The organism is Maricaulis sp., assembly GCF_048269565.1.
GTDB lineage: Bacteria > Pseudomonadota > Alphaproteobacteria > Caulobacterales > Maricaulaceae > Maricaulis.
The window spans coordinates 112,090-136,721 of record NZ_JBLXIK010000001.1 but is presented as its reverse complement, the minus strand read 5'-3'; the positions used below and the strand labels follow the sequence as shown (position 1 = coordinate 136,721).

General features: G+C 64.7%; 25 protein-coding genes. 15 read left to right on the top strand and 10 right to left on the bottom strand.

What is annotated here, in order from left to right; translation table 11 throughout:
- Positions 1 to 6: 6 nt before the first annotated feature.
- Genes ACN0YL_RS00695 through ACN0YL_RS00685 form a run of 3 tightly spaced genes read right to left on the bottom strand, consistent with a single transcriptional unit; the run spans position 7 to position 2,282 of the window.
- Positions 7 to 309, bottom strand: coding sequence for an I78 family peptidase inhibitor (locus ACN0YL_RS00695; protein ID WP_417496690.1), 303 nt, complete (start codon positions 307 to 309; stop codon positions 7 to 9).
- Entirely contained in the window at positions 306 to 758 is a 453-nt protein-coding gene (locus tag ACN0YL_RS00690) for a DNA polymerase III subunit chi (protein ID WP_417496689.1), read from the bottom strand. Before ACN0YL_RS00690 ends, ACN0YL_RS00695 begins: the two co-directional genes overlap by 4 nt.
- A 45-nt stretch (positions 759 to 803) precedes the next feature.
- Positions 804 to 2,282 (bottom strand): leucyl aminopeptidase, encoded by a 1,479-nt coding sequence (locus tag ACN0YL_RS00685; RefSeq protein ID WP_417496688.1) that lies wholly within the window; start codon positions 2,280 to 2,282, stop codon positions 804 to 806.
- 123 nt (positions 2,283 to 2,405) lie between these two features.
- On the opposite strand from ACN0YL_RS00685, the gene ACN0YL_RS00680 reads away from it, so the two are divergent.
- From ACN0YL_RS00680 to rsmA, 6 genes are all read left to right on the top strand, one after another.
- The gene (locus ACN0YL_RS00680; RefSeq protein WP_417491972.1) at positions 2,406 to 3,521 is read left to right on the top strand and encodes an LptF/LptG family permease; all 1,116 of its coding nucleotides are present in this window, start codon (positions 2,406 to 2,408) and stop codon (positions 3,519 to 3,521) included.
- 3 nt (positions 3,522 to 3,524) lie between these two features.
- Positions 3,525 to 4,622, top strand: coding sequence for an LptF/LptG family permease (locus ACN0YL_RS00675; RefSeq protein ID WP_417491971.1), 1,098 nt, complete (start codon positions 3,525 to 3,527; stop codon positions 4,620 to 4,622).
- A gap of 80 nt (positions 4,623 to 4,702) precedes the next feature.
- The gene (locus tag ACN0YL_RS00670; RefSeq protein WP_417496687.1) at positions 4,703 to 6,886 is read left to right on the top strand and encodes an LPS-assembly protein LptD; all 2,184 of its coding nucleotides are present in this window, start codon (positions 4,703 to 4,705) and stop codon (positions 6,884 to 6,886) included.
- A gap of 67 nt (positions 6,887 to 6,953) precedes the next feature.
- On the top strand, positions 6,954 to 8,228 hold the full coding sequence (locus ACN0YL_RS00665; protein WP_417496686.1) for a peptidylprolyl isomerase: 1,275 nt from the start codon (positions 6,954 to 6,956) through the stop codon (positions 8,226 to 8,228).
- Positions 8,228 to 9,244, top strand: coding sequence for a 4-hydroxythreonine-4-phosphate dehydrogenase PdxA (pdxA, locus tag ACN0YL_RS00660; RefSeq protein WP_417496685.1), 1,017 nt, complete (start codon positions 8,228 to 8,230; stop codon positions 9,242 to 9,244). The genes ACN0YL_RS00665 and pdxA overlap by 1 nt, the downstream gene beginning before the upstream one ends.
- Positions 9,241 to 10,101 (top strand): 16S rRNA (adenine(1518)-N(6)/adenine(1519)-N(6))-dimethyltransferase RsmA, encoded by an 861-nt coding sequence (gene rsmA, locus ACN0YL_RS00655; protein WP_417496684.1) that lies wholly within the window; start codon positions 9,241 to 9,243, stop codon positions 10,099 to 10,101. The genes pdxA and rsmA overlap by 4 nt, the downstream gene beginning before the upstream one ends.
- Here rsmA and gmk read toward each other — a convergent pair.
- The 7 genes from gmk to fabD form a co-directional block, all read right to left on the bottom strand.
- Complete coding sequence (gene gmk / locus ACN0YL_RS00650; protein WP_417468277.1) at positions 10,088 to 10,741, bottom strand: guanylate kinase; 654 nt, start codon at positions 10,739 to 10,741, stop codon at positions 10,088 to 10,090. The genes rsmA and gmk overlap by 14 nt on opposite strands.
- Positions 10,731 to 11,612: a YicC/YloC family endoribonuclease gene (locus ACN0YL_RS00645; protein ID WP_417496683.1), complete on the bottom strand. Its 882-nt coding sequence runs from the start codon at positions 11,610 to 11,612 to the stop codon at positions 10,731 to 10,733. The genes gmk and ACN0YL_RS00645 overlap by 11 nt, the downstream gene beginning before the upstream one ends.
- Position 11,613: 1 nt before the next feature.
- Positions 11,614 to 12,678: an endolytic transglycosylase MltG gene (gene mltG, locus ACN0YL_RS00640; RefSeq protein ID WP_417496682.1), complete on the bottom strand. Its 1,065-nt coding sequence runs from the start codon at positions 12,676 to 12,678 to the stop codon at positions 11,614 to 11,616.
- Positions 12,679 to 12,703: 25 nt separating this feature from the next.
- Positions 12,704 to 13,984: a beta-ketoacyl-ACP synthase II gene (gene fabF / locus ACN0YL_RS00635; RefSeq protein WP_417496681.1), complete on the bottom strand. Its 1,281-nt coding sequence runs from the start codon at positions 13,982 to 13,984 to the stop codon at positions 12,704 to 12,706.
- A 10-nt stretch (positions 13,985 to 13,994) separates the two neighbouring features.
- Positions 13,995 to 14,231, bottom strand: coding sequence for an acyl carrier protein (locus ACN0YL_RS00630; protein WP_091770144.1), 237 nt, complete (start codon positions 14,229 to 14,231; stop codon positions 13,995 to 13,997).
- A 162-nt stretch (positions 14,232 to 14,393) separates the two neighbouring features.
- Positions 14,394 to 15,131 (bottom strand): 3-oxoacyl-[acyl-carrier-protein] reductase, encoded by a 738-nt coding sequence (gene fabG, locus ACN0YL_RS00625; protein WP_417491963.1) that lies wholly within the window; start codon positions 15,129 to 15,131, stop codon positions 14,394 to 14,396.
- A 2-nt stretch (positions 15,132 to 15,133) separates the two neighbouring features.
- Positions 15,134 to 16,087 (bottom strand): ACP S-malonyltransferase, encoded by a 954-nt coding sequence (gene fabD / locus ACN0YL_RS00620; RefSeq protein WP_417496680.1) that lies wholly within the window; start codon positions 16,085 to 16,087, stop codon positions 15,134 to 15,136.
- A gap of 236 nt (positions 16,088 to 16,323) precedes the next feature.
- Here fabD and rpsF point away from each other — a divergent pair, with 236 nt between their 5' ends.
- The 9 genes from rpsF to ACN0YL_RS00575 all read left to right on the top strand — a co-directional run bounded on the left by rpsF (position 16,324) and on the right by ACN0YL_RS00575 (position 24,629).
- A complete protein-coding gene (gene rpsF / locus ACN0YL_RS00615; RefSeq protein WP_417468288.1) occupies positions 16,324 to 16,680 on the top strand; it encodes a 30S ribosomal protein S6 in 357 nt (118 codons plus the stop codon).
- A gap of 28 nt (positions 16,681 to 16,708) precedes the next feature.
- Positions 16,709 to 16,948: a 30S ribosomal protein S18 gene (gene rpsR / locus ACN0YL_RS00610; protein WP_091770326.1), complete on the top strand. Its 240-nt coding sequence runs from the start codon at positions 16,709 to 16,711 to the stop codon at positions 16,946 to 16,948.
- A gap of 12 nt (positions 16,949 to 16,960) precedes the next feature.
- Positions 16,961 to 17,587, top strand: a complete 627-nt coding sequence (gene rplI, locus ACN0YL_RS00605; protein ID WP_417496679.1) for a 50S ribosomal protein L9 — start codon at positions 16,961 to 16,963, stop codon at positions 17,585 to 17,587.
- A gap of 174 nt (positions 17,588 to 17,761) precedes the next feature.
- Positions 17,762 to 19,243: a replicative DNA helicase gene (locus ACN0YL_RS00600; RefSeq protein ID WP_417491960.1), complete on the top strand. Its 1,482-nt coding sequence runs from the start codon at positions 17,762 to 17,764 to the stop codon at positions 19,241 to 19,243.
- A gap of 4 nt (positions 19,244 to 19,247) precedes the next feature.
- Positions 19,248 to 20,339 (top strand): alanine racemase, encoded by a 1,092-nt coding sequence (gene alr / locus ACN0YL_RS00595; protein ID WP_417496678.1) that lies wholly within the window; start codon positions 19,248 to 19,250, stop codon positions 20,337 to 20,339.
- Between the two features lie 60 nt (positions 20,340 to 20,399).
- Complete coding sequence (gene radA / locus ACN0YL_RS00590) at positions 20,400 to 21,776, top strand: DNA repair protein RadA (protein WP_417491958.1); 1,377 nt, start codon at positions 20,400 to 20,402, stop codon at positions 21,774 to 21,776.
- An 11-nt stretch (positions 21,777 to 21,787) separates the two neighbouring features.
- Complete coding sequence (locus ACN0YL_RS00585) at positions 21,788 to 22,444, top strand: CvpA family protein (RefSeq protein ID WP_417496677.1); 657 nt, start codon at positions 21,788 to 21,790, stop codon at positions 22,442 to 22,444.
- Positions 22,441 to 23,922, top strand: a complete 1,482-nt coding sequence (purF, locus tag ACN0YL_RS00580) for an amidophosphoribosyltransferase (RefSeq protein ID WP_417491956.1) — start codon at positions 22,441 to 22,443, stop codon at positions 23,920 to 23,922. Before ACN0YL_RS00585 ends, purF begins: the two co-directional genes overlap by 4 nt.
- Positions 23,919 to 24,629, top strand: a complete 711-nt coding sequence (locus ACN0YL_RS00575) for an SDR family NAD(P)-dependent oxidoreductase (RefSeq protein WP_417496676.1) — start codon at positions 23,919 to 23,921, stop codon at positions 24,627 to 24,629. Before purF ends, ACN0YL_RS00575 begins: the two co-directional genes overlap by 4 nt.
- The last annotated feature ends 3 nt before the right edge of the window (positions 24,630 to 24,632 follow it).

Genomic DNA, 24,632 nt, shown 5'->3' with positions numbered 1-24,632 from the left:
GCCGGGTCAACCACACCAGAGACGCACGATAACGCCGTCGCCATCGAGATCAAGATTGAGGCGTTCGCCGCGATAATCCATCGTCACCGGCTGGCCGGGGTGGATCGGACGCACCAGGCGCGCCAGGCTGTCGAGATCGACCTCGCTGACCGCCTGGCCGATCAGGTATTCGCGCGCGACGGCGCCGCAGGGATCATCGGTATTGTCAAAGCCCGGCAAGGTCGTCGTGCCGCCGGTGTCCGGCGCGATCGTGGCGCAGGCCGAGACGGCGAGCGCCGACAGGACGGGTAACAGGATGCGCTTGCTCATGCCTTCTTCTCCCATCGGCCTTCCGGTGACTGACGCCAGTATGAGACGGTTCGCTGCGGTGTCGACAGTTGTTTCCACAAACGCCGCGCCGCATTGACCGCGCTCTCGTCCTGGCCGTCGAACATGACGATGACGCGCTCGAACGCGTCCGGATTGTCCGGCTGGGCACCATCGAGCAGGAAGAGGCATTGCGCCTGACCCGGATTGGCCTCGTCGCTGGCGAGCAGGACGGGCTGGCGCTCCGGCCCGGGCTCGTCGGCGCGGCCATGCGGCAGGAAACTGTCCTCGCGCCAGGTCCACAGCGACTTGTCGAGTGAGGCGAGACGGTCCGCATCACCGGAACGCACCAGCGCGCGCCAGCCCTTGGCCAGCGTCTTTTCAAGCAGTTCGGGCAGCACATCTTCAGGCCCCGAACGCTCGAGATGGTAGAACCAGATATCGGCCGGCATGGACAAAAAGGGCGGCCCGAAAGCCGCCCTCTCCTGTTTCGAAGGCTAGCCCTCGTAATTGTCGCGCACGAAGCGGTCGAGCATGCGCACGCCCCAGCCCGTGCCCCAGCTGGGCTGGCGTGGATCGTCCTTCATGCCGCCCATCGCCGTGCCGGCAATGTCGATATGGCACCAGGGCTTGTCATTAACGAAGCGCTTGAGGAATTCCGCCGCCGAGATCGAACCGGCCAGACGGCCTTCGCCGACATTGCGCATATCGGCATTCTTGGTCTCGATATGCTTTTCATAGTCGGAGCCGAGCGGCAGACGCCAGACGGGTTCGTCGGCGGCATTGCCGGCCGCGAACAGCTTGTCGGCGAGATCGTCATTATTGGAGAAGATGCCGGCGCGCGAATTGCCGAGCGCGATCAGGATCGCGCCGGTCAGCGTGGCGAGATCGATCATCAGCTTCGGATCGAAGGTCTGCTGTGCATACCAGAGCACGTCGGCCAGCACGAGACGGCCTTCGGCATCGGTATTGAGGATTTCGATCGTCTGACCCGACATCGAGGTGACGATATCGCCGGGGCGCTGGGCATTGCCATCGGGCATGTTCTCAACGAGGCCGACAATGCCGATCGCATTGACGTCGGCCTTGCGTCCGGCCAGCGCGGTCATCAGGCCGACCACGGCAGCGGAGCCGCCCATATCGCCCTTCATCTCGTCCATGCCGGCACCCGGCTTCAGCGAGATGCCGCCGGAATCGAAGGTCAGGCCCTTGCCGACGAAGACGAGCGGCTTGTCGCCCGTCTTGCCGCCATTCCATTTCATGATCGCGATATGGCTCTCGAACTCCGAAGCCTGGCCGACGCCGAGCAGGGAATGCATGCCCAGGTCGAGCATTTGCGCCTCGTCGAGGATCTCGATCTCGAGGCCGAGCTTGGCCATGCCTTCGATCTGCTTGGCATAGGTTTCCGGGTTGAGAATATTCGGCGGCTGGTTCAGCAGCTCGCGCGCGGTATCGACGCCATCGGCGACCGGGCCCCAGCTTTTCCAGGCGGATTGCGCGGCGGCGACATCGTCGACGGCGATCATGACCTGTTTCAGCGACGGCTTCTTGTCGTCGGAAAGCTTGGTGCGGTACTGGTCAAAACGGTAGGCGGCCAGTCGCGCACCGAGGCCGGCGCGGGCAGCGCCATCGGCAGCGGCCTCGCCATCAAGACGCAGGGTAACGACGGTTTCGCCGCCGGTCAGCAGCTTGCCAACGACCGCAGCGGCGGCTTTCTCGAGCACGCTCTCGTTGAGCTTCGCCTTCTCGCCAAGACCGAAGATCACGACGCGCGGCGCGTCGATGCCGGCCGGCGCGATGATTTCCAGCGTCTCGCCGGCGCCGCCCTTGAAGCGCGAGGCCGCGATGGCGCGGGTGAGCGAACCGAATGTGGCGTCATCCACGGACTTGGCCGCTGGCGACAGCGTGGCCTTGTCATAGGCCGGGACGGCGATGGCTCCGGTAGCGGAACCGGCAGTGACGAATTCGATCTTCATGGCTTGACCTTCTCGAAAAGCGGGAGCTCCAAAGATGCGCATGGAGCCGAAAAGATGGATTGCGGAAGTGGTATCCGATCCAGACGTGAGATAGAAGGCGGATCACGCAGCGAAAATTCGGTCATGATTCTGGTTCAACGCTATTTCTTTTCCCAATTGCTCTGGCCCTTCATCACGTCGGTGTCCGCGCTGGCAGGGTTGGCGCTGCTGACGCAGAGCCTGTCGAATGTCGACCTGGTCTCGGGCTATTCGCAAACCGCGCTGACCTTCCTGAAAGTGACGCTGCTGGCGCTGCCGCAATTGACAGCCCTGCTGGTGCCGATCGCATTGTTCATCGCGGTATTGTCGGGAATGAACCGGCTTTCCGCCGACAGCGAACTGGTGATCGCCTCGGCCTCGGGCATGAGTCGGCTGGCGGTGTTGTCGCCGCTGCTGCGGCTGGCCGTCTATGTCATGATCTTCAATCTGGCGATCAATCTCTTCGTCCAGCCACTGGCCTATCGCGAGATGCGGCGCAGCCTGCACGACCTGCGTTCCGACGCCGCGGCCAGCCTGATCACGCCGGGCGCCTTCACCCAGATCGGCGCCGGCGTCACCCTCTATGCCCGCGAACGCGGCCGCGACGGACGCATGCAAGACGTGCTGATCCACGATACCCGCGTCACCAACGAGCCGACCACCATCACGGCGCGCGAGGGCTTTATCGTTCGCTCCTCGACCCAGTCCTCGATGGTGTTGGCCGATGGCAACCGGCAGCAGATCGACGCCGCCGGCGAGCTGGCCTATGTCACCTTCGACCGGACCGAATTCGATCTCGGCGAGTTCATCGGCCCGATCGACGCCCTGTTCTTCAAGGAAAGCGACCGCTTCCTGCACGAGCTGATCTGGCCGGACGCCAGCACGATCGCCCGCAGCGGCGGCCCCGAACGGGCCTGGGCCGAGGCGCATTATCGCCTCTCTGCACCGCTCTATAATCTCGCCTTCGTCCTGATCGCCGCCGCCGTGTTTCTGGCCGGAGACTATTCGCGCCTGGGTTATGGCCGCCGGGTGATGGTCGCGGTCGCGCTCGGGCTGACACTGCGACTGGCCGGCTTTGCGGTACAGTCGGCCAGCGCCGTCGATGGCGCGGCCAATATCGGCCAGTACCTTGTGCCGCTGCTGGGCTGCCTGGGCGCCGTGGCGGTGATCTACTGGCCGACGCGGGCGCGTCCGGCCCGTCACGTCATGACGGGGGTCTGAGCCATGCCCTTCAGCCGCCTGAACCGTTACATGATGGCCCAGACCCTGGTCGGGCTGGGCCTCGCCCTGCTGGTGATCAGTACCGTCATCATCCTGGTCGATTTCGTCGAGCAATCGCGCTCGATCGGCACGCGGATCAATATCGGCTCGCTCGACCTGCTCGGCCTGACCCTGCTGAAGACGCCGTCACTGATTGAAACCACCCTGCCCTTCGTCTTCCTGTTTGGCGTCCTGACCTCGCTGTTCCGGCTCAACCGCTCCAGCGAGCTGATCGTGATGCGCGCCTCGGGCATGTCAGCCTGGCGCATCCTGTCGGCCCCGATCGCCCTGGCGGTCGCTGGCGGCCTGGTCGGCGCGCTGGCGCTCAATCCGCTCGGCTCGGCCGGCAATGCCGAGTTTGAGCGCCGCCGCGATGCGCTGATGGATGTGCGACGCAGCCCCGATGTCGAGCAGCCGGTCTGGCTGCGCGAGACCAATCTCGATGGATTCACCGTGATTGCGGCCCTGTCGCTCGACGAGGACAGCCAGCGCCTGATGACGCCGGCCTTCATGTATTTCTCGGTCGATCCGCAGGGCGTGCCACGCCTGGAGCGGCGGATCGATGCCGGCAGTGCCAGCCTGCGCGACGGTTTCTGGGAAGTCACCGAAGCGGTCGAGCGCACACCCAACAGCGCCGCGCTGCAGCTGGGCCTGGTAACAATCCCGACCCTGATCAACCGCCAGGCCCTGTTTGAACGCTCGCGTTCACCGGACGGGGTTTCGGTCTGGGACCTGCCCGGCCTGATCGATTCGGCGCATGAGGCCGGCCTCGCCACCGAACGTTATCAATTGCGCCTGCATCGGCTGCTGGCGCTGCCGCTGACCTTGCTGGCCGCCACCCTGATCGCCGCTGCGGCGACGCTGAGACTGCACCGCCTGGGCGGCGCCGCCGCCTTTGCGCTGGCCGGCGGACTGGCCGGTTTCCTGATGTTCTTCCTGCAGGAAGTCCTCGGCTCCATGGGGGCAACCGGCGCGCTTCCGGCCGCTACTGCGGCCTGGGCAGCACCGGCGCTTACCGCGCTGCTGGCCATGAGCTATATCGCCTCGACCGAAGACGGATGACGCGATGGACGACCGCGACCGGTTCCGTTAGTCATAAAGGCCGGTATTCGAACCTGGCCGGGTCAGACAAGGAGTGACGCATGGCGTCGCAGTTTAGCCGTCTCGCGGCTGTATTGATGAGCTCGAGCGTGCTCGCCCTGTCGCCTGCGGCCCTGGCCCAAGCACCGGAAGCGGATGATGCGCCGGTTTATCTGGAAGCGGACAGGCTCGAGGACCTCGGCAATGGCGCCGGCTTCCTGGCCACCGGGCATGTGCGCGCGCGCCAGAGCGGCCGGACCCTCTATGCCGACGAGCTCGAATACCATCCCGAGCTGAATCGCATCATCGCCCGCGGCAATGTCGTGATTCACGGGCAAGGCCCCTACCCGCAATATGCCGACGAGGTCGAGCTTGATTCGGAAATGTCGGCCGGCCTGGCGCTCGGGTTTGCGACCATGCTGGAAAACAACGGCCAGATGGCTGCCGCCGCCGCGATTCGTCAAAGCAATGGCGGCATGCAGCTGGAGGACGCCTACTACACGGCCTGCCAGCTGTGCGAAGATGGCGAGGCCGAGCCGACATGGCGCCTGCGCGCCCGTCAGGTGATCCAGGATCCCGACGAGCAGATGATCTATTATCGCGATGCCCGGTTTGAAGTGATGGGCGTGCCGGTGCTCTACTCGCCCGTCTTCGCCCATCCGGACCCGTCGGCCGAGCGCCATAGCGGCCTGCTCTTCCCGGGCTTCAGCGTTTCCTCGCGGCTCGGCTTTTCGTATCAGCAGCCTTACTACTGGGCGATCTCGCCGTCGCAGGACATCACCCTGGCGCCGCGCGTGATGACCAATGTCAATCCGCTGCTCTTCACCGAGTACCGCAAGCGCTTCTGGTCGGGCGAGATGGCCTTCGAGGGCAGTATCACCCATGAGGCCGAAATCGACAGCGATGGCGACCGTTACGGCGACGAGACCTGGCGCTGGCACCTGTTCGGCGGCGGCCAGTGGGACATCAATCCCGACTGGCGTTGGGGTTTCGGCATCCAGCGCGCCTCCGATGACCTGCATTTGCGGCGCTATGACTTTTCCGAAATCGACCGCGACCGCGGTGCCCCGATCGAGGGCGGCAACCGGCGTCTGGTCAGCCAGGTCTATGTCGAGGGACGTACACGCAACAGCTATGGCTCCCTGATCGCGGCGGACTATCAGAGCCTGCGCGAGAACGAGGATGACGACACCATCCCGACAATTGCGCCGATGTTCAATTATGAGCGCGTATTCAACGCGCCCGGCGCCTGGGGCCGGGTCAAGCTGGGCGGCAGTGCCGTCATGCTCGAACGCCAGCTCGGAACCGACTATGCCCGCGCCAGTGTCACCGCAGACTGGCGTGCCCGCTGGGTCAGCGCCAGTGGCATCGTGGTGGAACCCTTTGCCTATGCGCGCAGCGACACCTATTCCTTCAACGACCTGCCGGCCACCTATGCCGAGAGCGAAGACAGTTTCTCGCGTCAGCTCGCACTCGCCGGCACCGAATTCAGCTGGCCGTTTTATCGTGCCGGCGAGACGGTCGACTGGATCATCGAACCGGTGATCTCGGCGGTTATCGCCTCCGATGATCCCGAGGCGGACCGCGTTTACAATGAAGACAGCATCTCGCTCGATCTCGACGAGAGCCTGTTGTTCGAGGCCGACCGGGCTGCAGGCTTTGACCTGTGGGAGCCGGGACAACGTGTCAGCTATGGCATGCGCACAACCGCGCAATGGGGCGAGAGCGCGCTGGCCAGTCTTTTCCTCGGCCAGAGCTACCGGCTCGATGGCGATCCGGTCTTCTCGGCCGGCAGCGGCCTGTATGAGGATGAATCCGACTATATCGTCGCCGGCTCGATCGAGATTGCCGGCTTTGAGGCCGAACTGCAGACCCGCCTCGACGCCATGGACGGCGACATCAATCGCGTCGATGTCGGCTTTGGCTATACGAGCGACCGCTTCACCGGCCAGATCAGCTATATGGAAGTCAGCGATGACGACGGCACCCGTTCGGATCAGCGCGAGGCGCGAGCCAATTTCGAAGTCCGCCTGACCGACCGCTGGAGCGCCATCGGCAGCACGGTCCGTGACCTCGATCGCGACTATTCACGATTGACGACGGCCGGCTTCCGCTATGCCGACGAATGCACCGAGCTCGACATCGTCTATCAGCGCGAGGACGAACTCATCGCACTGCTCGGACCGTCTGAATCGATCCAGATTCGCATCACCCTGTTCACCCTCGGTGGTATGAGTCCTGACTAAACTACAGTGCCGGGCGATTGCACCGGCAGCGTCTTTGGGTAATGTTCCGCGCGGAACCGGATAGCGAATGTTTATGACACCCGTTAAAAACCTAGTACTGGCGTTTATGGCGTCCCTGCTCGTGATAGCGGCGCCTGGCGCCCTGGCACAATCGACCGAGGGCGTTGCCGCGCTTGTGAATGATCAACCGATCACTACGGTGGACGTTCGCAATCGTATGCGGCTGATCATTGCCTCGACCGGCATGACCCAGATTGACCCGGCCACCCTGGCCCAGATCCAGAGTCAGGCGATCCGCGGTCTGGTGGACGAAAACCTGCAATTGCAGGCCGCGCGCGAGTATGACATCGAGGTCACGGACGAAGAGATCAACCAGTCGATCCAGGACCTCGCTGACCGCAACAACACCACGATTGACGCCATTGTCGGCGATCTGGAACGGTCCGGCGTTGATGTCTCGACCCTGCGGCACCAGCTTGAGGCGGAAATCGCCTGGCAGGTCCTCGTCAATGGCCGCTATGGCTCGCGCATCCGCATCAGTGACCAGCAGATCGAAATGGCCCTGGAGCGCCTCGCCGCCAGTGCCTCCCAGCCGCAATTCCGGATTTTCGAAATGTTCTTCGAAATTCCCAACGTCAATGCCGAGGAGGAAACCGTGCAGCGCGTCATCGCCGTGATGGACCAGCTGCAGCGCGGCGCGCCCTTCCCGGATCTGGCGCGCCAGTATTCCGACGCGCCATCGGCCGCCAATGGCGGCGATATCGGCTGGATCGTCGCCTCGCAATTGCCGCCTGAAGTCGCGGCCATCATCCCTCAGCTGATGCAGCAATATTCCCAGAGCCGTGGCGGCGCTGCCCTGTCCAATCCGGTGCGCGTGCCGGGTGGCTTCACCATCATTGCCCTGGTTGCCGCCCGCGATGGCACAACGACCCTGCAATTCGACCTCGTGCAGATCACTGTTCCGGCCAGCGCTGTCGAGCCTGGCACCAACGCCGCCCTGAGCACCGCGCTGGCGGCCAACCCGACCTGTTCCGAGGCCGAGGCTGCCGCAAGCCGTGTCCCGGGTGCCGTTGTCACGCCTCTCGGGGCCATCGGGGCCGATTCGCTGCTGCCGCAGGTCCGGAATGCCCTGACGCCCCTGCGCGAAGGCGAGAATACCGGCGTGCTGCAGACCGCAGCCGGACTGCAGGGCCTGATCGTCTGCGAACGCACAATCACCGGACCGGGCGTGCCCAGCCGGGATGATCTGGAATCGCAATTGCGCGGCCAGCAGCTCTCCCTGCACTCGCGCCGCTGGCTCAGGGATTTGCGCCGCGACGGTACGGTCGAGATCCGCGAGTAATGACTGGCGCCTCACCTGTCGTCATTTCGATGGGTGATCCGGCTGGTATCGGCCCGGAAATCATCCTCAAGGCCTGGTCACAACGTCGATCCGGAGCGTTCACCTTTGTCTGTGTCGGCGCCGCCGAAGTGCTGCGTGCCAGCGCACGGCAGCTTGATCTGCCGCCGCCGGTCGAAATCAATTCACTCGCTGAAGCCAATTCCGCCTTCGGCACCGGCCTGCCGGTGCTGGCCGCCCCGCTCCGGCTTGAAGTTCCCGCCATTGCCGGCCGGCCCGCCGCGCGCAATGCCGCCTGTGTCAAGGCGTGTATCGAGGCCGCCGTCGGATTGTGCCTGAGCGGCGAGTCCAGCGCTTTGGTGACCGCACCGATCGCGAAATCCGTGATGTATGAGGCGGGCTTCAGCTTTCCAGGCCATACCGAATTCCTCGCCGAGCTCACCCGCGACCATGGCGTCGACGGACCGCGCGGCCCGGCCATGATGCTGGCCGGCGGCGGCCTGCGCGTCGTGCTGACCTCGATCCACGAACCGCTGGCCCAGGCGGTCGCCGGTCTCTCCGCCCCCCGCATTGAGCACATGGCGCGGCTGACGCACGCGGCCCTGCGCCAGGATTTCGGCATTGCCCAGCCCCGTCTCGCCCTGGCCGGTCTCAACCCGCATGCGGGCGAAGGCGGCTCGCTCGGGCGCGAGGAGATCGAGATCATCAATCCCGCTGCGGCCCGCCTGCGCGCCGAGGGCATCGCCATCACCGATGCGCTGCCACCGGACACCATGTTCCATGCCGAGGCACGGGCCGGTTATGACGCCGCGATCTGCCTCTATCACGATCAGGGCCTGATCCCGGTCAAGACGCTGGATTTCCATGGCGGCGTCAACATCACGCTGGGCCTGCCGATCGTGCGCACCTCGCCCGATCACGGCACCGCCTTCGACATTGCCGGCCGGGGCCTTGCCCGCGCCGACAGCCTGCTGGCAGCCCTTGATGCCGCCGCTGAAATCGCCGGACACCGCGCATGACCGATCCGCTACCTCCGCTGCGCGATGTCATCGCCCGCCATGACCTGGCGGCGAAAAAATCCTTCGGCCAGCATTTCCTGCTCGATCTCAACCTGACCGCCAAGATCGCCAGCTTCGCCGGTGATATGTCCGACAGCCACGCGATCGAGATCGGGCCCGGCCCGGGCGGTCTGACGCGCGCGATTCTCGGCGCCGGCGCCCGCCATCTCACCCTGGTGGAGAAAGATGCGCGTTTCCTGCCGGCGCTGGAGGAAATCTCCGCGGCGTATCCGGGCCGCCTCACCGTGCTGGAAGCCGACGGGCTGACGATTGACGAGACCGCGGTGATGAGCGGCGAGGACCGGGTCATCCTGTCCAACCTGCCCTATAATGTCGGCACGATCCTGCTGATCAAATGGCTGCAGGCGCAGCCAATCTGGTGGCGCCGCGCAGTCCTGATGTTCCAGCGCGAGGTTGCCGACCGCATCGTCGCGCCGGTCGGCGACAAGGCCTATGGCCGCCTCGCCATCCTGACCCAATCGGTGTGTTCAGCCCAGATAGTGATGAAGATCCCGGCCCAGGCTTTCACCCCGCCGCCAAAGGTCGAATCGGCTGTCGTGATGCTCGATCCCCTGCCCGACGGCCAGCGCTTCACCGATCTGCAGGCGCTCGGCACCGTCACCGCCTCGGCCTTCGGCCAACGGCGCAAGACCTTGCGGCGCAGCCTGGCGCAGGCGGCAAGCCAGACGACAGCCTCGACCGAAGATCTGATCATGGCCGCCGGGCTCGAGCCCGGTGCCCGAGCAGAGACGATTGATATTGCGGGCTTCCAGGCGCTGGCCACGGCCTGGCGCTCGGCGCGCCCTACTCGGACATGAGCGCGTCGACAAAGCCGTCCAGCCAGGGGTGACGCGAGCGCTTGAGGCGTTCGGCGTGCAGGATCTGGTTGAGCTTGTCGAGAGCGCGGGCGAAATCATCATTGACGATGACATAATCGTATTCGTGCCAGTGGCTGATCTCGTCCTTGGCCCGGGCCATGCGATCGCGGATGATTTCCGGCGTGTCCTGGCCGCGCTTGGAGAGACGGTCCTCAAGCAGATCCAGCGAGGGCGGCAGGATGAAGATCCGCACCGTATCCTCCGGCGCCTGCGCCGCCAGCGCCTGGGCGCCCTGCCAGTCGATATCGAAGATCACGTCGCGGCCATCATCGATGGCATCCAGCACCAGCGATTTCGGGGTGCCGTAATAGCGTCCGAACACCTCGGCCCATTCGAAGAAATCACCGGCCTCAATCTGGGCCTTGAAGTCTTCGACGCTGACGAAATTGTAGTCCTGCCCGTCCACCTCGCCGGGGCGCGGCTGGCGCGTCGTGGTCGAGACCGACAGCACGACATCCGGATTCTGGCTCAGCAGGCGTTTGGACAGTGTCGTCTTGCCGGCACCCGACGGGCTCGACAGCGCCAGAAGCACACCGCGGCGGCCGCCGCGAAAGATCGGTGGATGTCCGTCACTCGACATTCTGTACCTGCTCCCTGAATTGGTCGACCGCGTTTTTCATGGCGAGGCCAATCTGGGTCAGTGAAGAATCGGAGGACTTGGAGCATAGAGTGTTTGCCTCGCGATTAAACTCCTGTGACAGAAAGTCGAGCTTGCGGCCGGTCGGCGAACCGGCGTCGAGCAGTTCACGCGCAGCGCGGATGTGGGCGTGCAGCCGGTCGAGTTCCTCGCGCACATCCATCTTCACCGCCATCGCGGCCGCCTCGGTGGCGAGGCGTTCCGGATCGAGCCCCTGCGGCAGCAGTTCGGCATATTTGGCGGCAATGCGGTCGCGGATCGCATCCAGCCGCACCGCAGCGCTGGTCTCGGCCTGCTGCGTCAACGCCTCGATGGTGTCGACATGGCCGCTGAGCAGGGCCTTCAATTCACAGCCCTCGACCAGGCGCACATCACGCAGATGATCCAGCGCCAGCGCCAGGCTCTCCAGCAGGGCCGCGTCGAGCTCGTCGGCATCCTCGGGCTCGCTGCGATCCTCGACATCGAGCACGCCGCGCACCGCCAGCAAGCCGTCGAAACTGACCGGGCGCACCCGGCCGCTGACGACATAGGGCTCGGCGGCGGCGAGAATGGCGTCGATGCGTTGGGTATCGATCCGCAGCGCCGCCTGGGCGGCATCGCGATTGAGTGTCAGGCTGGCCTGGACATTGCCGCGGGCAAAGCGGGCCTTGGCGAGATCGCGCGCGGCGGCCTCGAGGCGTTCATAGCCGCCGGGAAAGCGAAAGCGCGCCTCCAGCCCCTTGCCATTGACGCTGCGCGCCTCCCAGACCCAGCTGAACTGCTCGAAACTGGCCTCGGTGCGGGCAAAGCCCGTCATGCCGGATAGTGGCGCCATGTCAATCGCCCGCGCGCTGGCGGGCCCTCTCGATCTGGCGCCAGCGCGCGACATTCCGCTGATGCTCGGCATAGGTGGCGGCAAAGGCGTGTCCGCCGGTGCCGTCGGCGACAAAGAACAGCGCCCGGCTCTCGGCCGGATTGAGCACGGCGGCGATGGATTCGGCCCCCGGATTGGCGATCGGCGTCGGTGGCAGACCGTTGATCTGATAGGTGTTCCAGGCGTTGTTGGCATTATCGAGTTCGGAACGGCGCAGGCCACGTCCGAGCGGCTCACCGCCGGTGATGCCGTAGATGATGGTCGGATCGCTCTCCAGCCGCATGCCGCGGCGCAGCCGGTTGACGAAGACGGCGGCGACTTCCGGCCGTTCCGAAGCGACACCGGTCTCCTTCTCGACGACGGAGGCGAGAATGATCGCCTCCTCGCGGGTTTCAAACGGCAGGTTCTCGGCCCGGTTCGGCCAGAGTTCGTCGAGGAGTTCACTCTGGGCTGCGAGCATGCGATCGATCACCGCCTGGCGCGTGGTGCCGCGATCGACCAGATAGGTTTCGGGCAGGATCGTGCCCTCGGCGGGGATCTCCGTGACTTCACCGGTAAGGACATCGGCCTCCTGCAGCGCGGCGACGATCATGGCGCTGGTCAGGCCTTCGGCGAAGGTGACCGAGTGCTGCACCGTGCGTCCCGAGCGCAGCAATTCATAGATCTGCGCCATGCTCGATGCGGCGGGCACGGAATATTCGCCGGCGCGCAGGGCGCGATCACCGCCATCAAGCGTCACGGCGGCGCGGAACAGACGGCCGTCGCGCACCAGGCCGGCGGCCTCGAGCTCGCTGGAAATCCGCACCAGTCCGGCGCCGCGCGGCAGCGTGATCACGGTTTCCTCAAGCGCAGGTCCCGGACGCGCAAACTCCGCCTGCAGCCAGCGATAGCCGCCATAGACGGCGCCGGCCGCCAGCAGGGCCAGCACCAGCAGGCTGACAAACAGCCACAGGATCACCCGTCCGATGCCGCCCTTGGGCTTTGCATTGGCGTTGACCGTCGCCTTGGGCGTTTTCACGTCACTCATGGAGCCATCCCGAACAGCGGCCTACTCAATCGGCCGCGACAAATACCACGGAGGCATTGGTGCCACCGAATCCGAAAGAATTCGATAGCGCCGCGCGAACCGGACGTTTGACCGCCTTTTTCGCGGCCAGATTGAGGGAGGTCTCGACCGACGGATTGTCGAGATTGAGCGTCGGCGGGCAGATGCCGTCGCGGATTGCCAGAATGGAGAAAATCGCCTCGACGGCTCCGGCCGCACCGAGCAGATGCCCGATCGCCGACTTGGTCGAGGACATCACGACATCATTCCGGTCGCCAAACAGGCGTTCGACGGCCCGCAATTCAATCTCGTCGCCCTTGGGCGTCGAAGTGCCGTGGGCATTGACATAATCAATCCCGGACGGGTCCAGCCCGGCATCCTTGAGCGCCGCCGACATGGCACGGAAACCGCCATCGCCATCATCGGCCGGCGCGGTAATATGGTGGGCATCGCCGGACAGGCCATAGCCCTTGACCTCGGCATAGATGGTCGCACCGCGCGCCCTGGCGTGCTCGTATTCCTCGAGCACAACGACGCCGGCGCCCTCGCCCATCACGAAGCCGTCGCGGTCGCGGTCCCAGGGGCGCGAACCGGCGGCCGGCTCATCGTTGAAACCGGTCGACAGCGCCTTGCAAGCGATGAAGGACGCAATGCCCAGACGGCAGACCGCGGCTTCGGCGCCGCCGGCGACCATAAGATCGGCATCGCCGCGCGCCACCAGCCGTGCCGCATCGCCGATCGCGTGCGCGCCGGTCGAACAGGCGGTGACGACGGAATGATTCGGCCCCTTGAGCCCGTGCCGGATCGAAACCTGGCCGGACGCCAGATTGATCAACAGGCCGGGAATGACAAAGGGAGAGAGCCGCCTTGGACCTTTTTCGTGCAGGTCGATGGAGGCGTTATAGGTCGATTCCAGACCGCCAATGCCCGAGCCGATCATCACACCGGCGCGGCAGCGTTCTTCCTCGGATCCGGCGACCCAGCCGCTGTCGGCGATCGCGTCATCGGCCGCGGCTATGCCGTAAAGAATGAAATCATCGATGCGCTTCTGGTCGCGCGGGCTCATGACGGCGTCCGGGGCAAAGGCACCGGGATCGTCAGCCGAACCACCACCGCGGCCATCGACGCGCGGCACGAGACCGGCGATCTGGCAGGCCAGATCACCGGTCTCAAAATGCTCAATCCGGCCCAGACCCGACTGGCCGGCAAGGAGACGTCCCCAGACGATATCCTTGCCGCAACCCAGCGGCGTGACCAGACCGATACCCGTGACGACGACGCGCCGCATGGTCCGGTCTTTAGCCGACTTTCTCGGAGATGAACTTCACAGCGTCACCGACTTTTTGAATGTGTTCGGCGGCGTCGTCAGGAATTTCGATATCGAATTCCTCTTCAAACGCCATCACGAGTTCCACATTGTCCAGGCTGTCAGCACCCAGATCATCGATGAAGCTCGCATTATCCGTGACTTTTTCGATGTCGACATCGAGATGCTCAACAACGATTTTTTTAACGCGCTCGAGAACGTCAGACATTTCAGACCCTCATGGTAATTCGCCGCAGGAAATCGACGGCGCAGGAAAGGAGGCAGAGCGCCCCAGAACCGGGCCGCCTTCACCAAGATGCGCGGGCAAGTAACACACTTCCCGAGCGGTGACCAGAATGGGCAACCGTGCTCATTCTGACAAGATAGTATGCTAAATCATAGCCATGCCGCCATTCACATGCAGCGTCTGGCCCGTAACATAATTGGCTTCCTGGCTGGCCAGATAAACAATCGCAGCAGCAATATCATCGCCAGTACCCAGATCACCAGCGGGAATCTTGGTCAGGATCGCCTTGCGCTGTTCTTCATTGAGCACATCGGTCATCGGCGAGGCGATAAATCCGGGTGCGACGCAATTGACCGTGACGCCGCGCGAGGCGACTTCCTGGGCCAGGGATTTGGAAAAGCCGATCATGCCGGCCTTGGAGGCGCAATAATTGGTCTGGCCGGGATTGCCGGTGACGCCGACGACGGAGGTGATGCCGACAATGCGGCCCCAACGCGCCTTCATCATGCCGCGCAGCGCCGCGCGGCAGAGCCGGAAATAGCTCTCCAGATTAACCCGCAGCACCATGTCCCAGTCATCATCCTTCATCCGCATCAACAGCTGGTCGCGGGTGATGCCGGCATTGGCGATGAGAATGTCCATCGAGCCCATCGCCTCGGCGGCCTGTTTCGGCAGCGCGTCGACGGCGTCGGCGTCGGAGAGATTGCACGGCAGGACATGGGTGCGCTCCCCGAGTTCGGCCGCGAGCTCCTGCAACACGTTTTCGCGCGTGCCCGAGAGGGCGACAGTCGCGCCTTGCGCATGCAGGGCCTTCGCAATCGCCTGGCCGAGGCCGCCGGTGGCGCCGGTGACGAGCGCATTCTTGCCGGTCAGATCGAACATGGTCAGTTATCCTCTTTCAGCGAAGCCGCGAAGGCTTCCAGATCGGCGGCCACATTGAGCGGCACGCCCTTCGCATCCTTGGTGGTGCGCTTGAGCATCGTGGTCAGCACCTTGCCGGCACCGGCTTCGGCGAGCGTGGTGATACCGCCCTCCTCGACCATCCACATCACGCTCTCGCGCCAGCGCACCCGGCCGGTCACCTGCTCGACCAGCTGGCGGCGGATGGTCTCGATGTCCGAGGTCGGGCGGGCGGTGACATTGGCGACCACCGGCACGGTCGGCGGCGAGATGATGGTCGAGGCCAGCGCCTCGGCCATCGCATCGGCAGCCGGCTGCATCATCGGGCAGTGGAAGGGGGCCGAAACCGGCAGCATCATCGCCTTCTTGACGCCGAGCGCACTGGCGCGGTCGATGGCAGCCTCGATGGCTGCGGTGGAACCGGAGATCACGATCTGGCCCGGTGCATTGTCATTGGCAATGGCGCAGACACCGACCAGCGAGCCGGCATCGACGGCCTGCTGTGCCAGGTCTTCATCGGCGCCGAGCAGCGCCGCCATGGTGCCAAGCCCGACCGGGACGGCCTGCTGCATGGCGCGGCCGCGCAGCTTGAGCAGTTTCGCGGCATCGCTGATCGTCAGGGCGCGCGCCGCTGCGAGGGCGGAATATTCGCCCAGGCTGTGGCCGGCAACGAATTTCGCCGCTCCGACATCAACCCCGAACTCGGCCTCCAGCACCCGCATCACCGCCAGGCTGGCGGCCATCAAGGCCGGTTGGGCGTTTTCGGTGAGCGTGAGATCCTCGATCGGACCATTGGCCATCAGCCCGGAAAGATTCTGCCCGAGCGCCTCATCGACCTCGGCCAGCACCGCCCGCGCGACGGCGAATTCGGCGGCCAGCTCCTGGCCCATGCCGACGGCCTGGCTGCCCTGGCCGGGAAATACGAATGCGAGCGTCATCCGAACGCCTCCCATCAATTGAATTGTCCGCTCGATACCCCTTGTCATGTTGCACGCGCAAGAGGGGATGCGGCTTGCACGGCGGATCGCTATGGGCTACACGCGCGCTTCGCTTGGTTGCGGTCCTGTCCCATTATCTCCGTCACATGGTGTGGCGGATCGGTCCAGGAGCCACCGCGAGCCTGCCCGCCCCTTCGGCGAGGCTTGCGCCGCAACCGCTTATGAAGGGAGCCAAGATGGCACTTTACGAGCACGTATTCATCGTACGCCCGGACGTTTCTCCGGCCCAGATGGAAACTCTTCTGGAAGAGACGAAGACCCTGATCGAGACCAATGGCGGCAAGACCGGCAAGATCGAATATTGGGGCCTGCGCAACCTGTCCTACCGCATCAACAAGTCGCGCAAGGGCCATTACGGCCTGATCGATATCGACGCCAATGGCGCCGTCATCGACGAACTTGAGCGCCTGCAGCGCCTGTCCGAAGACGTCATGCGCTTCATGACCCTTCGTGTCGAAGAGCACACCGATCAACCTTCGGCGATCCTGTCGAAGAAGGATGATCGTCGTCCGCGCCGCGATTTCCGGTCGTAAGGAGAGATAGAAGATGTCATCCGATAATATTGCAAACCTGCCTGCGCGCCGGCCTTTCATGCGCCGCCGCAAGGTGTGTCCGTTCTCCGGCGAAAATGCGCCTGCGATCGACTACAAGGACCCCAAGCTCCTGCTTCGCTACATGTCCGAGCGCGGCAAGATCGTCCCGTCCCGTATCACGGCGGTATCCGCCAAGAAGCAACGTGAACTGGCCCGCGCCATCAAGCGCGCCCGCCAGATGGCCCTGCTTCCCTATGTGATGGATTAAGGAGAGCGCACGATGAAACTGGTTCTCCTGGAACGCGTCGAAAAGCTCGGCGTCATGGGTGATATTGTCTCGGTCCGCCCGGGATTCGCCCGCAACTACCTTCTGCCGCAAGGCAAGGCGCTGCGCGCCAATGAAGGCAATATGGCCCGCTTCGAAGCGGAAAAAGAAGCCCTGATCGCGCGCAATGCCGAACGGGCTGCTGAAGCGGCGACCGCCGGTGAAGTGATCGATGGCGAAACCTTCGTCATGGTTCGCTCGGCTGGCGAAAGCGGTCAGCTCTACGGTTCTGTCTCCTCGCGTGACATTGCCGAGATCGTTTCGGAATCCGGCACTTCGGTCGCCCGCTCGCAGATCGATCTGCACGCGCCGATCAAGTCGCTGGGCCTGCACGACATCCGTATCCGTCTGCACGCCGATGTGGCCGTGACGGTGACGATCAATGTCGCCCGCTCGCTCGACGAAGCCGAACGCCAGGCCTCCGGTGAAGATGTGATCGCAGCCCAGGCTGACGAAGATCGCGCCATCGCCGAAGCCCAGGCTGCCGAACTGTTCGAAGCCAGCGAAGAAGGCGAAGAACTGGCCGAACGCCGCGCCGAAGGTGCGGACGATTCGGAAGCGCCCGAAGACGACGAAGACTAGGCCTTCAGCCAAGACTGAATACCGGAAACGGGCGGGTTGCAGGACCCGCCCGTTTTTGTTTGCCACCAGACTTGTCCACACCTGTCCACAGGCCGGCGGAAATGCTGTGGTAAAGATTCACCCTTCGCTGTTTGAGGGGTCGTCTCGCTGGCCGCAAGCGGGTATCCAAGGTCCATGACCACTGAGCTGATGACCTTCGAGACCGGCGAACCGACGACGCTGGAGACCGCACCGCACAATCTGGAAGCCGAACAGGCCTTCCTCGGTGCCTTGCTCTACGACAACGAGATCTATCACCGGGTCGCCGACTGGCTGAAGCCGGAGCATTTCTATGATCCCGTCCATGGCCGGATTTTCGAGACCGCCTCCGATCTGATCGGCCGCGGTTCCCTTGCCGATGCCGTGGTGCTGAAAACCCATTTCGACCGCGATGACGGTCTGCGCGAGATTGGCGGCACCACCTATCTGGCCGTGCTGATCGAGAGCGCGGCGAATAATTCCGCCGCCACCGAATATGCGCGGATGATCTATGAGCTGGCGCTGCGCCGCGACCTGATCCGCATCGGCGACGAACTCTCCGCCACGGCGACGACCGATTCGGAAACCCAGCCGCGCAAGCTGATCGAGGCGGTCGAACAGCAATTGTTCAATCTCGCCGAGGCCGGCTCAACCTCGCGTGGCTTTGTCAGTTTCAAACAAGCGCTGACCGAGTCGGTCGAGACCGCTGCCGCCGCTTATGAGCGCGATGGCGGGCTGTCGGGGATTTCCTCCGGCCTGAAGGCGCTCGACGACAAGCTCGGCGGCATGCACCCGTCCGACCTGATCATCCTCGCCGGTCGTCCCTCGATGGGCAAAACCGCGCTGGCGACGAATATCGCCTTCGACGTGGCCCGCAATTACGCCTCCGAGGAACAGCCCGACGGCACGATGAAGACGACCAAGGGCGGCGTCGTCGGTTTCTTCTCGCTGGAAATGTCGGCCGAACAGCTCGCCATGCGTCTGATCGCCGATTACACCGGCATCCCCGGCTATATGATCCGCCAGGGCACGATCGACGCGACCCAGTATGAAGAGATCCGCGATGCGGTGCTCGAGATCCAGTCGCTGCCGCTCTATATCGATGACACCGGTGGTCTGCCGATCGGCGCCCTCGCCGCGCGCGCCCGCCGCCTCAAGCGCACCCACGGGCTTGATCTCATCATCGTCGATTACCTGCAGCTGGTGACCTCCTCGCGCAACCGGCCCGGCGACAGCCGCGTGCAGGAAGTCTCGGAAGTAACCCAGAACCTCAAGGCCCTGGCCAAGGAACTGGAAGTTCCCGTCATCGCCCTGTCGCAGCTGTCGCGGAATGTCGAAAGCCGCGAAGACAAGAAGCCGCAGCTCTCCGACCTTCGCGAATCCGGCTCGATCGAGCAGGACGCCGACGTGGTCTTGTTCGTCTATCGCGAGGCTTACTACAAGGAACGCGAGAAGCCGCGTGAGGACACGCCGGAATATCTCGCCTGGCAGGAAGAATTCCGCGTCATCGAAAAGCTCGCCGAAGTCGTGATCGGCAAGCAGCGCCATGGTGCCATCGGCACCGCCAAACTGGCCTTCGACGGCGCGCGCACGAAGTTCAGCGATCTCGATGTCCGCTTCGAAGACGGCCAGGACTGATCCGATGGTCCAGCCGGCGCCGCGTCTGATCATCGACCTGGCCGCGATCCGGCGCAATTACGCCCGCCTGCAGGCGATGGCACCGGGCGCGCGGGTCGGCGCGGTGGTCAAGGCCAATGCCTATGGCCTCGGAGCGATGCAGGTCCTGCCGGTGCTGGCCGATGCCGGCTGCCGCACCTTCTATGTCGCCCACACCGCCGAGGGCCGCGAGGCGCGCGAGGCGCTGGCGGGGCGACCGGCCGAGATTTTCGTCTTCAACGGCTTCTGGCCCACCGATCTGGCAGCGCTGCGCGAGGCGGAGCTGTTTCCCGTCATCAATGACCTGCACCAATTGCACCAGCTGCGCGAGCTGGCGCCCGACCTGCCCTGCGCCATCCATTTCGACACCGGCATGAACCGACTCGGGCTCGGCCCGAATGCGACGCAGACGCTGATCGACAATCGCGACTGGCTCGCCGGTCTCGATGTACGCCAGATGCTGAGCCACCTCGCCTGCTCCCACGAGGCGGCGCATCCGCTCAATGCCCGGCAGCTCGAGCGGTTTTCCCGGATCCGCGAGGCCTTCCCCGACATCCCGGCCAGCTTCGCCAATTCCGGCGGCACCATGCTCGGCCCGCGCTATCATTTCGACATTCTGCGCCCCGGGCTGGCGCTGTATGGCGGCCCGCCTTCCGACGACCTTCCCAATCCGTTCGAGGCGGCGGTTCGGGTCGAGGCGCCAGTGCTGCAGGTCCGCACCATCGCGGCCGGCGATTGCGCCGGCTATGGCGCCATTTTCACCGCTGACCACGAGATGCGCATCGCCACCGTCGCCACCGGCTATGCCGACGGCCTGCTGCGGGCCTGCGGCGATGGCGGCTTTGGCCGTATCGCCGGCACGGCGGTGCCGATCATCGGCCGCATCTCGATGGATCTGACCACGCTCGATCTGAGCAATGTCACCGACCCGGTCGAGCCGGGCGACTGGGTCAGCTTTCTCGGCGAGGATGTCGGCGCGATGGCAGAGACGGCGCACACCATCACCTATGAATTCCTCGTCCGCCTGGGCCAGCGCTTCCAGCGCGTCTACCGGGACACACCGGACACCGCAGACTGAGCTTGCCGCGCAGCGGAACAGAGTGTGAACTGGGCCGCAAGCTGAAGAAGACGAATCGCCATGGCCCGTGCTGAAAATATCTATGTCTGCCAGAGCTGCGGTGCCTCCCAGAGCAAATGGGCCGGGCGCTGTGATGCCTGCGGCAGCTGGAATACCCTGGTTGAGGAAACCCCGGCCGCACCGCTGGGCACCCAGGCGACCAGTGCCAAGCGCCGCGGCAAGGGCAATACGCTCGACCTGGTCGATCTCGGCGCCGACACGCCGGAAGCGCCGCGCCTGAAGTCCGGCATTCCCGAGCTCGACCGGGTTTGTGGCGGCGGACTGGTGCGCGGCTCGGCCATCCTGGTCGGCGGCGATCCGGGGATCGGCAAATCGACCCTCTTGCTGCAACTCGTCGCCCTGATGGCGCGCGCCGAGGCCCGCGCGATCTATGTTTCCGGCGAAGAGGCTGTCGCCCAGGTACGCCTGCGGGCACGGCGGCTGGGCCTCGCCGATGCGCCGGTCTCGCTGGCGGCAGAGACCTCGCTCAACAATGTGCTCGACGGTCTGAAATCGGAAAAGCCCGACATCGTCGTGATCGATTCGATCCAGACCATGTGGAGCGACCAGCTCGCCGCGGCGCCGGGCACGGTGGCGCAGGTGCGCGCCTGTTCGCAGGAATTGGTGCGCTTTGCCAAACAGCGCAATTGCATCGTCATCCTGGTCGGCCATGTCACCAAGGACGGCCAGATCGCCGGCCCGCGCGTGATCGAGCACATGGTCGATGCGGTGCTGTATTTCGAGGGCGAGCGCAGCCATCAATTCCGCATCCTGCGGGCGGTGAAGAACCGTTTCGGTCCGACCGACGAGATCGGCGTGTTTGAGATGGGCGATGCCGGACTGGGCGAGGTCGCCAACCCCTCGGCCCTCTTCCTCGATGGCCGCGGCGAATCGACCTCCGGCGCGGCCGTCTTCGCCGGCATGGAGGGCACACGGCCGGTGCTGAGCGAGATCCAGGCCCTCGTCGCCCCCGCCGCCTTCGGCACACCGCGCCGCGCCGTGGTCGGCTGGGATTCGGGACGCCTGGCCATGGTGCTCGCCGTGCTGGAGGCGCGCTGCGGCGTCGATTTCTCCAATCGCGACATCTTCCTCAATGTCGCCGGCGGTCTCAAGATCGCCGAGCCGGCGGCCGATCTCGCGGTCGCGGCCGCCATCGTCTCCTCGGCGCTGGATGTGGCCTTGCCCTCGGACGGCGTTGTTTACGGAGAAATCAGTCTTTCCGGCGATGTTCGCCCCGTCGGGCGCAGCGATTCGCGCCTCAAGGAAGCGGCCAAGCTTGGCTTTACACGGGCGATCGCCCCGAAGGCCTCGGCCGACGATGCCGCGCCGGTGCGTGTTCTGGGCGTGGCCACAGCGCTCGAACTGGTGCAAACTCTGCAGGCAATGGCGGGCGAATAAGGAACAGGCCGATGGACGGCTCCCTGAGTGCATTCGATGGAATAGGTCTGACGATCCTTCTGGTCTCCGGCCTGCTGGCGCTGGTGCGCGGTTTCGTGCGCGAGGCGCTGTCGGTGACGGCCTTCGTCGTCGCCTCGCTGGCGACCCTGTGGGCACTGCCGGCCTTTCTCCAACCGGCGCGCGACCTGATCGACCCGGACTGGCTGGCGCCGCTGGCCATCGGGGCCGTGATTTTCCTGCTGGTCTATCTGGCGATCACCTTCGTGACCTCCTCGCTCTCCAGCGGGTTGGCCAAGGGTGATGATGTCAATGTCATCGACCGCACGCTCGGCTTCGCCTTCGGCGTCGTGCGCGGGCTGATCCTGCTGGCGCTGGGCGTGATTTTCATGACCGCGACGCTTGGGTCCAACGGTCAGCCACCGGCGGCTGTAACGGCGTCCCGCATCTATCCGCTGGTCAACGCCACCGCCCGCGCCCTGCAGACACTGGCGCCGGCAACCTCGCGTCTCGCCGCGACCGGGCGCCTGCCGGAAGCCGGCTCCGATTCCGTGTACGATCCAATTGCAGAAACCATAAGAAATGATGCGGCCTCCTATGGCAGCCGCGACCGAAACCGACTAGATGAGCTGATCGGTTCGACCACGGATGACCAGGATGACGATGGATGAGCGATAGAAACGCACTTCCCTCCACGCTGACTTATGATCCCGCCACGGATCGCCCCCAGGAAGAATGCGGCGTCTTTGCCGTCTATGGCAGCGAGGATGCGGGTGTTCTCACCGCTCTGGGCCTGCACGCGCTACAGCATCGCGGCCAGGAAGCCTGCGGCATCGCGACCCATGACGGGTCGCGTTTTCATGTCGAGCGCTATCTCGGCCTGGTCGGCGAAAACTTTGCCTCGCCTGACATGCCCGCCCGCCTGCCCGGCAAGGTCGCCATCGGCCATGTGCGCTATTCGACCCAGGGCGCCTCGGTGCTGCGCAATGTGCAGCCGCTCTATTCCGACGTCCGCGGCGGCGGCATCGCCCTGGCGCACAATGGCCACATCACCAATGCCCGTGTCCTGCGCGAGGAGCTGGTGGCCAATGGCTCCATCTTCCAGTCGACCAGCGATTCGGAAGTCGTGCTCCACCTCGCGGCGCTGTCACGCAAGTCCAAGCTGACCAATCGCCTCTCGCACGCGTTGAAACAGATCGAGGGCGCCTTCGCCTTCGTGGTGCTGGTCAATGACCGCCTGATTGCGGCGCGCGACCCTTACGGCATCCGGCCACTGGTGATGGGCAAGCTGGACGATGCCATCGTCTTCGCCTCCGAAACCACGGCGCTGGACATGGTTGGCGCAACCTATGTCCGCGATGTCGAGCCGGGCGAGGCGGTGATCCTCTCCGATGGCGAAATGCGCAGCGAACGCTTCTCGCCGGCGCGCCCGGCCCGGACCTGCGCCTTCGAATACATCTATTTCGCCCGTCCCGATTCGATTATCGGCGGTCGCAGCGTCTATGAGGCGCGCAAGGAAATGGGGCGCCAGCTGTCGGTCGAATCGCCGGTCGATGTCGATGTCATCATTCCGGTTCCCGATAGCGGCGTGCCCGCTGCGATCGGCTATTCCGAGGCCAGCGGCATCCCGTTCGAGCTTGGCATCATCCGCAGCCATTTCGTCGGCCGCACCTTCATCCAGCCCAACCAGGACCGGCGCGACCTTTCGGTCCGGCTCAAGCACTCCGCCAACGCCGCTGCCGTGCGCGGCAAGCGCGTGCTGCTGATCGATGATTCCATTGTCCGCGGCACCACCTCGCTGAAGATCGTGCGGCTGATGCGCGAGGCCGGAGCCACGGAAGTGCATTTCCGCTCCGCCTGCCCGCCGATCAAATTCCCCGACTTCTACGGCATCGACATGGCCGGCCAGAAGGAATTGATCGCCGCGAACATGGAAGTCGACGAAATGGCGACCAAGTTGGAGGCTGACAGTCTCGCCTTCCTGACCGTCGACGGCATGTACAAGGCCATCACCGGCGGCCCGCGCAACAATCGCGCGCCACAACTTTCCGACCATTACTTCACCGGCGATTATCCGACGCGGCTCATGGATCATGACCGCGCCCTGTCGGCGAAGGAGTTCCAACTCTCCCTCTTGGTGGATGCATGACCCCTGCTGACCTGACTGGCCGCGTCGCCCTGGTGACCGGTGCTTCGCGTGGAATTGGCCGCGCCATGGCGCTCGAACTCGGCAAGGCCGGCGCCCATGTGATCGCCACAGCACGCACCACCGGCGCCCTGGAAGAGGTCGACGACCTGATCCGCGCCGCCGGCGGATCCTCGACCCTGGTGCCGCTGGATCTGATGTCGAGCGATGGCATCGAACAGCTCGGCGCCATTGTCGAGGAGCGGTGGGGCAAGCTCGATATTCTGCTGTCGAATGCCGGCCAGCTCGGCGTGCTCACCCCGGCCGCCCAGGTCAAGGCAAAGACCTGGAATGAGGTCATCGGCGTCAATCTGCTGGCCCCGGCCCGCCTGATCCGCGCTTTCGAGGCGTTGTTGATGAAGTCCGAAACGGGCGGACGCGCGGTGTTTATCTCATCGGGTGCCGCCGCCTCGCGCCGCGCCTTCTGGGGCCCCTATGCGGCGAGCAAGTCCGGGCTCGACGCCCTGGTCCAGTCCTGGGCCGAGGAGCACAAGAACAACCCGCTCAGGATCAATGCCGTCTATCCCGGTGCCGTGCGCACGGTGATGCGCGCCAAGGCCTTCCCGGGCGAAGACGCCAAGACGCTGCCGGAACCGGTCAGCCTGTGGCCATTGATCCATGAGCTGGTCGCCGATGATTGCCGGCGTCATGGCGAGATCGTCCGCGCCTGAGAC

Excerpts from the sequence above, each read along its gene's own strand:
- ACN0YL_RS00685 (WP_417496688.1), bottom strand. The coding sequence starts at position 2,282 with ATGAAGATCGAATTCGTCACTGCCGGTTCCGCTACCGGAGCCATCGCC.
- ACN0YL_RS00675 (WP_417491971.1), top strand. The coding sequence starts at position 3,525 with ATGCCCTTCAGCCGCCTGAACCGTTACATGATGGCCCAGACCCTGGTC.
- radA (WP_417491958.1), top strand. The coding sequence starts at position 20,400 with ATGGCCCGTGCTGAAAATATCTATGTCTGCCAGAGCTGCGGTGCCTCC.
- rplI (WP_417496679.1), top strand. The coding sequence starts at position 16,961 with ATGAAACTGGTTCTCCTGGAACGCGTCGAAAAGCTCGGCGTCATGGGT.
- alr (WP_417496678.1), top strand. The coding sequence starts at position 19,248 with ATGGTCCAGCCGGCGCCGCGTCTGATCATCGACCTGGCCGCGATCCGG.
- mltG (WP_417496682.1), bottom strand. The coding sequence starts at position 12,678 with ATGAGTGACGTGAAAACGCCCAAGGCGACGGTCAACGCCAATGCAAAG.
- ACN0YL_RS00585 (WP_417496677.1), top strand. The coding sequence starts at position 21,788 with ATGGACGGCTCCCTGAGTGCATTCGATGGAATAGGTCTGACGATCCTT.
- pdxA (WP_417496685.1), top strand. The coding sequence starts at position 8,228 with ATGACTGGCGCCTCACCTGTCGTCATTTCGATGGGTGATCCGGCTGGT.
- ACN0YL_RS00690 (WP_417496689.1), bottom strand. The coding sequence starts at position 758 with ATGCCGGCCGATATCTGGTTCTACCATCTCGAGCGTTCGGGGCCTGAA.
- fabD (WP_417496680.1), bottom strand. The coding sequence starts at position 16,087 with ATGACGCTCGCATTCGTATTTCCCGGCCAGGGCAGCCAGGCCGTCGGC.
- ACN0YL_RS00665 (WP_417496686.1), top strand. The coding sequence starts at position 6,954 with ATGTTTATGACACCCGTTAAAAACCTAGTACTGGCGTTTATGGCGTCC.
- ACN0YL_RS00600 (WP_417491960.1), top strand. The coding sequence starts at position 17,762 with ATGACCACTGAGCTGATGACCTTCGAGACCGGCGAACCGACGACGCTG.
- fabF (WP_417496681.1), bottom strand. The coding sequence starts at position 13,984 with ATGCGGCGCGTCGTCGTCACGGGTATCGGTCTGGTCACGCCGCTGGGT.
- fabG (WP_417491963.1), bottom strand. The coding sequence starts at position 15,131 with ATGTTCGATCTGACCGGCAAGAATGCGCTCGTCACCGGCGCCACCGGC.
- rsmA (WP_417496684.1), top strand. The coding sequence starts at position 9,241 with ATGACCGATCCGCTACCTCCGCTGCGCGATGTCATCGCCCGCCATGAC.
- ACN0YL_RS00680 (WP_417491972.1), top strand. The coding sequence starts at position 2,406 with ATGATTCTGGTTCAACGCTATTTCTTTTCCCAATTGCTCTGGCCCTTC.
- ACN0YL_RS00645 (WP_417496683.1), bottom strand. The coding sequence starts at position 11,612 with ATGGCGCCACTATCCGGCATGACGGGCTTTGCCCGCACCGAGGCCAGT.
- ACN0YL_RS00630 (WP_091770144.1), bottom strand. The coding sequence starts at position 14,231 with ATGTCTGACGTTCTCGAGCGCGTTAAAAAAATCGTTGTTGAGCATCTC.
- ACN0YL_RS00575 (WP_417496676.1), top strand. The coding sequence starts at position 23,919 with ATGACCCCTGCTGACCTGACTGGCCGCGTCGCCCTGGTGACCGGTGCT.
- gmk (WP_417468277.1), bottom strand. The coding sequence starts at position 10,741 with ATGTCGAGTGACGGACATCCACCGATCTTTCGCGGCGGCCGCCGCGGT.
- purF (WP_417491956.1), top strand. The coding sequence starts at position 22,441 with ATGAGCGATAGAAACGCACTTCCCTCCACGCTGACTTATGATCCCGCC.
- rpsF (WP_417468288.1), top strand. The coding sequence starts at position 16,324 with ATGGCACTTTACGAGCACGTATTCATCGTACGCCCGGACGTTTCTCCG.
- ACN0YL_RS00670 (WP_417496687.1), top strand. The coding sequence starts at position 4,703 with ATGGCGTCGCAGTTTAGCCGTCTCGCGGCTGTATTGATGAGCTCGAGC.
- ACN0YL_RS00695 (WP_417496690.1), bottom strand. The coding sequence starts at position 309 with ATGAGCAAGCGCATCCTGTTACCCGTCCTGTCGGCGCTCGCCGTCTCG.